This is a genomic window from Planococcus lenghuensis (assembly GCF_001999905.1).
Lineage (GTDB): Bacteria > Bacillota > Bacilli > Bacillales_A > Planococcaceae > Indiicoccus > Indiicoccus lenghuensis.
The window spans coordinates 1,535,459-1,547,481 of record NZ_CP019640.1 but is presented as its reverse complement, the minus strand read 5'-3'; the positions used below and the strand labels follow the sequence as shown (position 1 = coordinate 1,547,481).

Here is a 12,023-nt window from a genome sequence, read left to right as displayed (position 1 = left end):
TTACTTAGTTTTAACGAGGAACAGAGGCTGGCCGTACTCCACAAGCTGACCGTCTTTGACGAGAATTTCAGCGATTTCCCCTTCTGTCTCCGCCTCGATTTCATTGAATAATTTCATTGCTTCGACGATGCACACCACAGTTTCTGCCGAGACTTTATCACCGACTTTTACAAAGGCCGGCTCTTCCGGAGATGGAGATTGGTAAAAAGTCCCAACCATCGGAGACGGGATTTCAGTAAGCGAATCCGATGATGATGAAGAAGCGGTATCAGCCGGAACTGCCTCTGTTTCGGGTTCAGGCTTCGCTGCCGGAGCCGGCGCCGGAGCTGGGGCAGGAGCTGCCGCCGGGGTCGGTGCAGGCGCTGCCGCCGCTTGAACAGCTCCCCCTGTTTTCTTCATTTTCACTTTCGTGCCTTCACTTTCATATACAAACTCTTCAATGGATGACTGATCCACCAATTTGATCATTTCTCTGATTTCCTGGATTTTCAACTTTACTTCACTCCCATGCAGATATTGTCCGTTCCATATGCAATTTATGCGCGTGACACATATGATGAATCTGTCGTATTGACGATCAAGACGTCACCTTCGTTGATAAAGAAAGGCACTTGCACGACCAGCCCTGTCTCAAGTGTTGCCGGTTTTGAGCCCCCGCTTGCCGTATCTCCTTTGATGCCGGGGTCTGTTTCCGTCACTTTCAATTCAACCGTATTCGGCAATTCGACACCAAGCACTTCGCTTTCATACTGAATGACCTGTACATCCATGTTTTCCTTCAGGAACTTCAATTCGTATGCCAGGTTTTTTTCCGGAAGTTCGATCTGGTCATACGTCTCTGTATCCATGAAGGCATGCATATCGCCATTTGCATACAAGTACTGCATACGGCGGTTATCGATTTGGGCTTTCGCCACTTTTTCACCTGCACGGAACGTTTTTTCATTGACTGCGCCCGTGCGCAAGTTGCGGAGCTTGGAGCGGACGAATGCCGCGCCTTTCCCCGGCTTGACATGCTGGAAATCCATGACACGCCAGATGTCGCCGTCCACTTCGATGGTAAGTCCTGTTTTAAAATCGTTAACTGATATCATGTTTGTTCCTCCAATTATTATAAAATAAGCAGGTCTTTTGTCGAATGGGTCAACCGCTCATTCCCTGTCCCGGTAATGATTATATCATCTTCGATGCGGACTCCGCCAACCCCCGGCAAATAAATGCCAGGTTCAACTGTGACTGTCATGCCCTCCTGCAGCACGGTATCAGACAGATGGGAAAGTCCCGGTCCTTCGTGTACTTCCAGACCGATGCCATGGCCGAGTGAGTGGCCGAACGCATCGCCGTAGCCTTTCGCTTTGATGATGTCCCGTGAAATGGCATCCGCTTCTTTGCCGGTCATGCCCGGCTTAATTTTTTCGAGGGCGGTTACTTGCGCTTCAAGGACGATATTATAAATTTCTTTTAATTGATCTGACGGTTCACCGACAGCCACCGTTCGAGTGATATCGGATACATAACCATCATAGAGGGCACCGAAATCCAGCGTGACGAAATCTCCGGTTTCGATGACTTTATCGCTTGCCACACCATGCGGCAGCGCTGAACGCGTGCCGGACGCCACAATGATGTCGAATGACGATGATGTCGCTCCTTGCTTGCGCATGAAGAATTCAAGTTCGTTGGAAACTTCCAATTCGGTTTTTCCCGGTGCGATGAATTTTGTGATATGTTCGAACGCCGCATCTGCGATTTCAGCGGCTTTTTTCAGCACCGCAAGTTCATCCGCTGTTTTGATCATCCGGATTTTTTCAGCGAGCCCGCTGACCGGCACCAACGCCGCTTCCACTTGCCCGCTGAATTTACTGTGCAGGGCATACGTCATATGGTCCTGCTCAAATCCAAGCTGGCGAACGCCAAGTTCTTTCAGGACTGCCGCGATTTCATCGACCAAGCCTTTAGTCGCCTGGCGCACTTCATAGCCTTTTGCCTGCTTGCCCGCCTGTTCGATATAGCGGAAATCCGTCACGAATACCGCTTTATCTTTTGTTACGACCGCTGCGCCTGCAGAACCTGTGAATCCGGTCATGTAGCGCAGATTATATGTACTTGTCAGGAGCATTGCATCGATTCCGTGCTGTTCAAATTCATTGCGCAGTTTTTCGATTTTCATCCCTGTTCCCTCTTCCGTTTTAGAATAAATGCGTGAAGTGCCAATTCATATACATCCTGTCCGAATCCGGCGATCTGCCCGGCCGCCACAGGGGCGATGTAGGAATGATGCCGGAACTCCTCCCGTGCATGGATATTCGATATATGCACTTCGATGACCGGCACTTTGACCGATGCGATGGCGTCCCGGATTGCGACGCTCGTATGTGTATACGCGCCGGCATTCAGAATAATGCCGGCCATCTCTTCATCCTCCGCTCCGTGGATCCAGTCAATCAATTCCCCTTCGTGGTTTGACTGCCGGCATTCCAGCGTCACACCTGCTGTTTCTGCCACCGCTTTCAGGTCCTGCTCGAGTTCAGCGAGCGTGAATGTTCCGTATGCTTCTTTTTCCCGTTTGCCGAGCCGGTTCAGGTTCGGGCCATTCAGACAAAGAATCCGCATAATCAGCACCTCCATTCGTATCTTTCTCATTCTAACATAACGGCGTTTCCCGGCAATATGCAAACTTGGCCTATGCGGAGGACAGGGTTTAAGGAAGTCGGATCCGTTACCTGCGAATCCCCTGGGTTTATTTGCGATGTCGGGCGTGTTACTTGCGAAATTGGTCCTTTTACTTGCAGGACAGCTGCAACAGGAAAACCCGGCCTGCATCAGCAGACCGGGTTCTGTCAGTATAGTTGCTTAAAGACCGCATTTCAGCTGCGCGCCGCAATTTGTGCATGTGTTGCAGCCGCCCGCTTCCTGAACGGTTCCTTTGCGGCAAACCGGGCAGGTGTTACCGACTTCAGAACCGATCGTGACGTTAGTGGAACGGAGATCCTGGATCGTGTCGATCAGGACGACCGGCCGCTTTTCAGTCACTTGCTCTTCATGAACTTCATCAAATGAGTTTTCTTCCGCTTTCAGCGTCAGCACTTGCGCGTCGCGTGAACCGTCGACGTATACTGTTCCGCCTTTCGCGCCACCTTTGTAAAGGCGCTCATAGATCCCTTCCACCTGATCGACAGTGTAGCCGCGCGGGGCATTCACGGTCTTCGAGATCGAGGAATCGATCCAGCGCTGGATGACACACTGGACATCCGCATGTGCTTCCGGTGCAAGATCCATTGCAGAAATGAAATATTCCGGCAGGTTGTTCTCGTCCGCTTCCGGATTGTTCTTCAGGTACTCCTGGACGATGTCCGCTTTCACTTCAATGAACTTGCCGAGACGGCCCGAACGGTAGTACGTGAATGAGAAGTAAGGCTCAAGACCAGTTGACACGCCGACCATCGTACCGGTTGAGCCAGTCGGTGCCACAGTCAGGAGATGCGAGTTGCGGATGCCGTTTTCCAGCACCGCTTTCCGGATATGCTCCGGCATTTTCTGCATGAATCCTGTTTCCGTGAATGCTTTGCGGAGCGCCTGTGTTTCTTCGTCCGTTTTGCCAGTGAGGAACGGGAAGCTCCCGCGCTCTGTGGCGAGCTTCGCTGATTCTTCGTAAGCGGCAGTGGCGATCGTCTCAAAGATTTTATCGACGAGTTCGTTGCCTTCCGGCGAACCGTATTTCTTGCCTGTATTGATCAACAGATCGGCAAGACCCATAACGCCGAGTCCGACGCGGCGCTCACCGAGTGCCTGGACGCGGTTCTCTTCCAGGAAGTAAGGTGTGGCGTCGATGACGTTATCCTGCATGCGGACACCGATCCGGACCGTTTCTTTCAGTCCTTCGAAATCCACTTCCTGTGTTTGCATATCTGCAAATTTTGCCAGGTTAACTGCGGCAAGGTTACAGACGGAGTATGGTGCAAGGGGTTGTTCACCGCACGGGTTCGTCGCGACAACTTTCTGTCCGTACGCACGTGCATTCGTCTGTTCGTTGGCATTATCGATGAAGAAGATGCCCGGCTCTGCCGAATAAGTCGCACAGACGTTGATCAAATTCCACAGTTCACGAGCTTTCATCGTGCGATAGACGCGGACTTCATGACCCGCTTTTTTCCATTCGCGCACGTCGCCCACTTCGTGCCATTGTTCATTGTAGACAGCCATTTCTTCCGGCGAGTAGTTCTCGACTGCCGGGAAGCGCAGATCATATTCCGCATCCGCTTCGACCGCTTCCATGAAATCTTTTGTAAGGGTTACGGAAATGTTCGCGCCTGTCAGGAATTCTTCATTATGAACCGAATACGTCCCGCCATCGCGCAATTTCGTTTCCGCGTCGCGCATGATGCCTTCATTGAAGCCGCCCATCCCTGGGATTGCGCGGTAGTTCAGGAGCCCTGTGTACATCGCTTCTTCCTGCTCTGTCAGTGGCTTGAATTTCAGTTTGTCGTTTGCAAGTTTCTTGATCGTCTCATCTTCCGTGTTTTCGATGAGGTAGCGCAAAATGCGCGGGTTCTGCATTTTTGAAATGATGAATTCACAGATGTCCGGATGCCAGTCCGCCAGCATAATCATCTGCGCCCCGCGGCGGCTTCCGCCCTGTTCCACGAGATGCGTCAATTTCGCGATATCGTCAAGCCATGATACCGACCCGGACGATTTACCGTTCACACCGCGTGCGAGCGTGTTTCTCGGCCGAAGTGTCGAGCCGTTCGTGCCGACACCGCCGCCGCGGCTCATGATTTCCATGACTTGTTTTCTATGATCTGAAATGCCTTCCCGTGAATCCGCCACAAATGGCATCACGTAGCAATTGAAGTATGTAACATCGGTGTCTGCACCTGCTCCGTAGATGACGCGTCCTGCCGGAATGAACTTCAGGTCTGCAAGCTGCTCATAAAACTTGTTAAACCACTCGTCGCGCTTTTCCTGTGTTTTTTCGATGGAAGAAAGCCCAGTCGCATTGCGTTTGGCAATCTGTTCGTAGTATACTTCCAAAGGCTTTTCAATGACGTCGAGCGGCCGTCTGACAATTCCCGCTTCCTGTTCTTTCGCATCATCGATCGCACTCCGGTAATCCTCTTCAATCCATACTTCCGCTTTGTTCGCCTGCTTGTCGATCGACTTGATGAAGCCAAGGCCGCGGGCAGGGAATTTCGGATCCTCTTTCACTGTCAGGACGACGAAATCACCCGGTTTGAGCGTTTTCTTTTCTGTGTCCTTAAATGAATAGCGGTCAATCATCACCAGCCGGGATACACCCTTATGCACTGTTTTCATGTCATCAGTGATGGGGTGAACCTGCGGGAAGAGACGAATGTCCTTGTTCAGCGATCCGGTATCGAGCGCCGGTTTTTGGTTTTGAGATACAAGCACCATTGACAAATCCTCCTTAATGTTATATAGGATTAACACAACATGTTGTATTAATTATAGTTCCCACCATACTATATATTGAAACTTCCAGTCAATCGGTTTTTTTCATTCACAACGGCGTCGCTATTTGTCGAACGTTGATTTGACGCCGCAAAATCAGCCTAAAAAAATTTTCAGCTTCGACTTTGTGAAATCCGGCATTGAATTCTCTGCTCTGTTTCTTTTATAATGAACAAGGTAAAGAAGGCAAACTACAAGCGCCTTCACGGTCCGGGATTACCGGGCTTGAAGAAAGGGGCAACACCAGTGGAATTTCTGTACATCATCGCCGGCTTTTTATTCATCCTGACCGTATTGATCCTGGTCAATTATTTCCGGACAAAAAAGACGGTCACGATTCTGACACAAGAGCAATTCATTGAAGGCTACCGCAAAGCGCAGTTGATCGATGTGCGTGAATCGAAAGATTATGCCGCCGGCCACATTCTCGGCGCCCGCAACATCCCGCAGTCGCAGCTCCGTCAGCGCTTCAAGGAAATCCGTCCGGATAAACCGGTCTATCTGTATGACCAAAACGGCATCAACGGTTCACGGGTTGCCATGTTCCTGAAGAAAAAGGGCTACACTGACCTTTATCTGCTCAAAGGCGGCTTCAGAACCTGGACCGGTAAAGTCCGCTCGAAATGATATAAATGAGGCCGGCACTTCAGCGTGTCGGCCTCTAATTTTTGTTCCACTCCGGTTCCGTTTAGCGAAATTCAACTCCAAATTAGCGGACCCCACGATTACTTTAGTGGAATTCACTGACTCCACTACCGCCCGACCGCAAAAAAGAGGCATGCCACTTCCGGCATGCCTCTTTTCTCCTTATTCCGCTTTCTGATACCGCAGAACCGGCTTACGCGCAGCCTGCGCTTCGTCCAGCCGGCTGATGACCGTCGTATGCGGCGCTTCCTGCACGATTTCCGGATTGGTCTCCGCTTCCTTCGCAATTTGGATCATCGCATCACAAAACGCGTCGAGCGTCTCTTTCGATTCGGTTTCCGTTGGTTCGATCATCATGCCTTCTTCCACGTTAAGCGGGAAGTAGATCGTCGGCGGGTGATAGCCGAAATCGAGGAGCCGCTTCGCCATATCAAGTGTACGCACGCCGAGTTTCTTCTGACGGCGGCCGCTCAACACGAATTCATGCTTGCAGTGGCGGTCGTAAGGCAAGTCGAAATACGGAGCGAGCCGGCGCATCATGTAATTGGCATTCAGTACAGCATATTCGGACACAGCCTTCAGCCCATCCGGCCCCATGGAACGGATATACGTGTATGCGCGCACGTTGATGCCGAAATTTCCGAAATACGGCTTCACGCGGCCGATCGACTCGGGACGGTTGTCATCAAATGTGTACCCGTCGTCTGTCTTGATCAGAACGGGTTTTGGTAAATACGGGAGCAGTCCCTTCTTCACGCCGACCGGACCGGATCCCGGACCGCCGCCGCCGTGCGGGCCTGTGAACGTTTTGTGCAAGTTCAAGTGGACCACATCAAAGCCCATATCGCCGGGACGCGCTTTATTCATGACCGCATTCAAATTGGCACCGTCATAATACAGCTTGCCGCCGACTTCATGGATGATCGCCGCCATCTCCAGGATGTTTTCTTCAAATAAACCGAGGGTGTTCGGGTTCGTCAGCATGAGCGCTGCCGTATCCGGTCCGACAACCCGCTTCAAGTCTTCCAAGTCGACAAGGCCATTGTCATCCGATTTCACCGTCACCGTGTCAAAACCGGCAACCGTCGCAGATGCCGGATTTGTGCCATGGGCAGAATCCGGTACGATCACTTTTGTTCGTTCGAAGTCGCCATTCGCTTCATGGAACGCGCGAATCATCATGAGACCCGTCCATTCCCCGTGGGCGCCTGCCGCCGGCTGCAGCGTTACTTCATCCATGCCGGTGATTTCCTTCAAATGCTCCTGCAGGTCATACATAAGTTCCATCGCACCCTGGACCGTCGATTCGTCCTGCAGCGGGTGAATATCAGCGAATCCCGGGAACCGGGCGACGGATTCATTGATCTTCGGATTGTATTTCATCGTACAGGAACCGAGCGGATAAAAACCGGAATCGACGCCATGGTTGCGGTTTGACAACGCCGTGTAATGCCGCATGATATCGAGTTCCGCCACTTCCGGAAGCTCCGGCTCTTCCGAACGGATCAGGTCAGCCGGCAATACATCATCCAATTCCACTTCCGGCACATCCAGCACCGGCAAGCTATAGCCGATGCGGCCTTTTGTGGATACTTCAAAAATGAGCGGCTGGTTTTCGTCTTTACGCATGAGCGGCCTCCTTCTCCTGAGTGAATGCAGCAATTTCCTGCACGAACAGATCGATTTCTTCTTTTGTGCGCTGTTCCGTCACAGCAATGAGAACGTGTCCTGCCAGTTCTTCATATGTCCGGCCAAGATCATAGCCCCCGATGACGCCCTGATCAAAAAGCCGGTCGTTCAACTGCTTTACGGACTTGCCAAGTTTAACGGTGAGTTCATTGAAATGCGCATTTCCGAACGCGACGGTCAGACCTGCCGCTTCCAGCTGCTGTTTCATGTAGCGGGTCTTGGCGATATTTTGCACGGCCATTTCTTTTGTTCCTTTTTTACCGAGCGCCGTCATGGCGACAGAAGCCGCAAGCGCATTGAGTGCTTGGTTCGAACAGATATTGGATGTCGCTTTATCCCGACGGATGTGCTGCTCGCGCGCCTGGAGTGTCAGCACAAACCCGCGGCGTCCGTCTTCATCGACGGTTTCCCCAACGAGACGTCCCGGCACTTTGCGCATCAGCTTTTTCGTCACGGCGAAATAACCGCAATGCGGGCCCCCGAATGCTTCAGGGATGCCGAACGGCTGCGCATCGCCGACGGTGATATCCGCGCCGAGCTTGCCGGGCGCTTCAAGTGCGCCAAGGGCGAGTGGATTGGCCGATACGATGAACAGCGCGCCACTGCCATGGATGACCGGTTCCAGCTCTTTCAGGTTCTCAACCTGGCCGAAGAAATTCGGGTACTGGACCATCACAGCCGCAACATCCTCGTTCAGAAGCGAACGGAGTGCTTCCACATCAGTTACACCATCCTTCAGCGGCACTTCCTGCACATCGATCGATTGGCCGAGCGCATAGGAGCGCACCACTTCACGGGATTCCGGATGAACGGCACGCGAAACAAGAATCTTTTTGCGCTTGGTGTGACCGGCCGCAAGCATTCCTGCCTCCGCCAGCGCGGTGCCGCCGTCATACATCGACGAGTTGGCGATGTCCATGCCGGTCAATTCCGCAATCATCGTCTGGAACTCAAAGATCGCCTGCAGTTCCCCTTGGGAAATTTCGGGCTGATACGGCGTGTAGGCGGTATAAAATTCAGAACGGGAAATGACATGGTCGACAATCACCGGCTTATAGTGATCATAAACGCCGGCACCAAGGAAAGATGCATAATTCCGGTGATCCGCATTTTTAGCAGCGAGCCGGCTCAGTTCTTTCAAAAGTGCGGATTCCGATTTTGCCGGTTTAAGATCATATTCGCCTTGGAAACGCACTTTTTCGGGAATATCGGAAAAGAGTTCTTCGATCGAGTCGACGCCGATCGTTTTGAGCATGGCTTCTTTGTCTTGTGCCGTCATCGGCAAGTAGCGGTGCTTCATTCTGTCAATCTCCTTTATGAGTTAGTTGAACGCTTATAGAACGGAGTTTCCACTGTCACAGCTTTCAGGCGGCGGTTTCGCACTTCGACTTCCACTTCGGTTCCCGGCTCTGTAAATTCTGTTCCGACGAGTGCAAGACCGATATTCTTCCCTAGTGTCGGCGACTGTGTACCTGTCGTTACGTGCCCGATTTCCTCGCCGTCTTTGAATACTTTATAGCCGGGACGCGGAATCCCTTTATCCAGCATTTCCAGTCCGGTCAATTTCCGTACAATGCCTTCTTCTTTCTGTTTCAGCAGCGCTTCTTTTCCAATGAAATCCGCATCTTTTTTCAGTTTGACCGCAAACCCAATCCCCGCTTCAAGCGGCGAGATATCCTTTGTCAATTCCTGGCCATACAATGCAAGGCAAGCTTCAAAGCGGAGTGTGTCCCGGGCACCTAAACCGACAGGCACCGCTCCGTCTTCCTTGCCTTCTTCAAGGATGGCACCCCATAAAGCGATGATATCTTCCGGCGAACCGTAGATTTCAAATCCGTCTTCCCCTGTGTAACCGGTACGGGACACAAGAACGTTTCGCCCGGCAACATCCACATTTTCCTGAAAGCGGAAGAACTTGATGTCAGTGAGATCCGTATCGGTCAGCCGCTGCAGTACAGACTCAGCAAGCGGCCCTTGGAACGCAAGCTGTCCATATTCCTCTGAACGGTTCACCACTTCCGCCCCGTCCTGTGCATGCGCTTTCAGCCAATCAAAATCCTTCTCGATGTTGGCTGCATTCACGACAAGCAAGTAGCGTTCATCCGTCAGCTTGTATACAAGAAGATCATCAACGGTACCGCCATCTTCATAACATAAGACCGTATACTGCGCCTGACCAGTTTTCAGTTTCGATACGTCATTCGTCAGCATTCGTTGCAAATATGCCAGGCTTTCCGGCCCTTCAACCGTGATTTCTCCCATATGGGACACATCAAACAACCCTGCTTTCGTCCGGACTGCTTCATGTTCCTGTTTAATGCCTGAAAACTGCACCGGCAATTCCCAGCCGCCAAAATCAATCGTTTTGCCGCCATACTTCTTATACGACTCAAAAAGCGGCGTGCGCTTTAACTCACTCATGTCCTGCCGTCTCCCTTCTCCTGCTGCAATCACACAAAAAAAGACAGAGTACTCCCGGTATTCGGGAATTCTCTGTCCTGGAGCCTGAAAGTTTACCTTGACGGTTTTCCTCGTTGGCAGCTGCGTGCGCAGCATTCTCCAGAGATGCGTCCTGTACGAGTCTTTTTGCCTGAGAGATTCATAACGGCTGTTATTTGCTCCTTCGGCGACGCAATAATGCTGCGTTCTCTCCTCGCACACTCATCCGCCCATTAGAATCAATGGTCCTGACTGTATAGAATACTCAATTCTTTGACTATATCCTAACATTCAGAACAAATCCGTGCAATCTTTTTGTGATACGTCATCAAACACGAACGATAATTAGGCTAAATGTTTTTTTATTCGCCTTTTAGACGATGCACTTGAAAAGCGACGAATTCAGTGATCTGCCGGAGCGATCGGTGCTCCGTCCGGACACTGATGTGAGCTGCCCGCTTGTACGCTGAATGGCGCTGATGGTAAAGTGATTCAATTTCTTCTTTCGTCGACCGTCTGACAATCGGCCGGTTCGGGTCGCGGTGAATCCGCCGCCAAATGTCCCGAAACGGTGCATCGAGAAACAGCACGAGGCCCGTTTCCCGCATGATTTTGCGGTTCTCTGCATTAATGGCGGTGCCGCCACCTGTTGAAATGATGCAGCAGTCACTTTTAAACTCCCGTAAAAACCGGGCTTCCAGGCTCCGGAAATACGGTTCGCCGTGCTCTTCGAAAATTTCAGGAATCGTTTTGCCTTCCCGGCGGACGATTTCTTTGTCCATGTCATAAAACGGCAGTTTCAGCATGAAGCTCAGCCGCCTGCCGATCGCGCTCTTGCCGCATCCCATAAATCCGATTAAATAAATCCTCTTCATCCAACCACCTGCTGTTCCCATGTTCCTGAAATGCCGCACTTACATCCGATGATTCCAGTAACAGTATCGTAGCACGACGGTAGGTATTTTCCAATCCATCATATGTGCGGTACTGAATCGTATAGAGGACGGCAGTATGGAGCAGCAGGGAAAGTGCGGCAAAAAAGAATACAATCGTCACCGGATACAGCGCTCCACGTTCATCCAGGCGCCGGAGGAATTGCATACGTTTCCTCCTTCCTTATGCCGTTCCGGAAAACGACCTGCGCCGTCAACACGGCTCCGGCAATTGCAAATGTGACATGCTGCACATCCGTCAGCATGACTTCGTGCCCCTGACCGGAACGCTGCTTGCGGATGATCGGCGAATACCATTCAATGGTCAGTAATGTGCCGGATTCCGTCATCCGGATTCCTTTGCCGCCATTAATGACTGCCACATTGCTCCCGGTATTCAAGTAAGTCCTGAGTTCGTAAGTGAACAGCTCCCATTCCGCATGCTTCACATCCAGATCGGCAGAGTAAGCGGCAGCCAATCGAAAAAACAGCACGATGAGCGGAAGCAGCAGCAAAAGTATGGCTAAATCGAGCAGCAGTCCGATGAATGTGGACCCATTCTGCCGGGTGTCCATCAGCCGGCGCATATTGTTTCTTTCTCGTTCCGGAAATTATCATAATACACACAAAGCCGATCCGTCATCTGCCACGTAAAGCGGATTCCTTCTGCCATCCGCGTGCCGCCGGGTGTTCCAAGCCGGGCTCCCTCGTACAATGTTTCGTACGCTGCAACCCGCTCTTTTTTCAATTGAAGGGATGTATGCATCCCTTGCATCAGCGGGACAAGAGATCCGAACAATATGAATACAATCGTGAGACTGAGCATGGTTTCTGCAAATGAAATTC

At 51.5% G+C, this 12,023-nt stretch carries 13 protein-coding genes and 1 riboswitch; of the genes, 1 reads left to right on the top strand and 12 read right to left on the bottom strand.

What is annotated here, in order from left to right:
* From accB to B0X71_RS07855, 5 genes are all read right to left on the bottom strand, one after another.
* On the bottom strand, positions 1 to 492 hold the full coding sequence (gene accB, locus B0X71_RS07875) for an acetyl-CoA carboxylase biotin carboxyl carrier protein (protein WP_077588901.1): 492 nt from the start codon (positions 490 to 492) through the stop codon (positions 1 to 3).
* Positions 493 to 536: 44 nt separating this feature from the next.
* Positions 537 to 1,094, bottom strand: coding sequence for an elongation factor P (gene efp, locus B0X71_RS07870; RefSeq protein ID WP_077588900.1), 558 nt, complete (start codon positions 1,092 to 1,094; stop codon positions 537 to 539).
* Positions 1,095 to 1,111: 17 nt separating this feature from the next.
* Positions 1,112 to 2,170, bottom strand: coding sequence for a M24 family metallopeptidase (locus B0X71_RS07865; RefSeq protein ID WP_077588899.1), 1,059 nt, complete (start codon positions 2,168 to 2,170; stop codon positions 1,112 to 1,114).
* Entirely contained in the window at positions 2,167 to 2,613 is a 447-nt protein-coding gene (aroQ, locus tag B0X71_RS07860; RefSeq protein ID WP_077588898.1) for a type II 3-dehydroquinate dehydratase, read from the bottom strand. Before aroQ ends, B0X71_RS07865 begins: the two co-directional genes overlap by 4 nt.
* Positions 2,614 to 2,853: 240 nt before the next feature.
* Positions 2,854 to 5,415 (bottom strand): vitamin B12-dependent ribonucleotide reductase, encoded by a 2,562-nt coding sequence (locus tag B0X71_RS07855; RefSeq protein WP_077588897.1) that lies wholly within the window; start codon positions 5,413 to 5,415, stop codon positions 2,854 to 2,856.
* A gap of 303 nt (positions 5,416 to 5,718) precedes the next feature.
* Between B0X71_RS07855 and B0X71_RS07850 the strand changes: the two genes are divergently transcribed.
* A complete protein-coding gene (locus B0X71_RS07850) occupies positions 5,719 to 6,099 on the top strand; it encodes a rhodanese-like domain-containing protein (RefSeq protein WP_077588896.1) in 381 nt (126 codons plus the stop codon).
* 180 nt (positions 6,100 to 6,279) lie between these two features.
* Here B0X71_RS07850 and gcvPB read toward each other — a convergent pair whose 3' ends face one another.
* From gcvPB to B0X71_RS07820, 7 genes are all read right to left on the bottom strand, one after another.
* Positions 6,280 to 7,746 (bottom strand): aminomethyl-transferring glycine dehydrogenase subunit GcvPB, encoded by a 1,467-nt coding sequence (gene gcvPB, locus B0X71_RS07845; RefSeq protein ID WP_077588895.1) that lies wholly within the window; start codon positions 7,744 to 7,746, stop codon positions 6,280 to 6,282.
* The gene (gene gcvPA, locus B0X71_RS07840; RefSeq protein ID WP_077588894.1) at positions 7,739 to 9,106 is read right to left on the bottom strand and encodes an aminomethyl-transferring glycine dehydrogenase subunit GcvPA; all 1,368 of its coding nucleotides are present in this window, start codon (positions 9,104 to 9,106) and stop codon (positions 7,739 to 7,741) included. The genes gcvPB and gcvPA overlap by 8 nt, the downstream gene beginning before the upstream one ends.
* Positions 9,107 to 9,120: 14 nt before the next feature.
* Positions 9,121 to 10,227, bottom strand: coding sequence for a glycine cleavage system aminomethyltransferase GcvT (gene gcvT, locus B0X71_RS07835; RefSeq protein ID WP_077588893.1), 1,107 nt, complete (start codon positions 10,225 to 10,227; stop codon positions 9,121 to 9,123).
* A 147-nt stretch (positions 10,228 to 10,374) separates the two neighbouring features.
* Positions 10,375 to 10,471: riboswitch (glycine riboswitch) on the bottom strand.
* Between the two features lie 136 nt (positions 10,472 to 10,607).
* Positions 10,608 to 11,120, bottom strand: a complete 513-nt coding sequence (locus B0X71_RS07830) for a shikimate kinase (protein ID WP_077588892.1) — start codon at positions 11,118 to 11,120, stop codon at positions 10,608 to 10,610.
* Entirely contained in the window at positions 11,029 to 11,346 is a 318-nt protein-coding gene (locus B0X71_RS20860) for a hypothetical protein (protein WP_156889811.1), read from the bottom strand. Before B0X71_RS20860 ends, B0X71_RS07830 begins: the two co-directional genes overlap by 92 nt.
* The gene (gene comGF, locus B0X71_RS07825) at positions 11,321 to 11,764 is read right to left on the bottom strand and encodes a competence type IV pilus minor pilin ComGF (protein WP_077588891.1); all 444 of its coding nucleotides are present in this window, start codon (positions 11,762 to 11,764) and stop codon (positions 11,321 to 11,323) included. The genes B0X71_RS20860 and comGF overlap by 26 nt, the downstream gene beginning before the upstream one ends.
* On the bottom strand, positions 11,752 to 12,003 hold the full coding sequence (locus B0X71_RS07820) for a hypothetical protein (RefSeq protein WP_077588890.1): 252 nt from the start codon (positions 12,001 to 12,003) through the stop codon (positions 11,752 to 11,754). Before B0X71_RS07820 ends, comGF begins: the two co-directional genes overlap by 13 nt.
* Between the last annotated feature and the right edge of the window lie 20 nt (positions 12,004 to 12,023).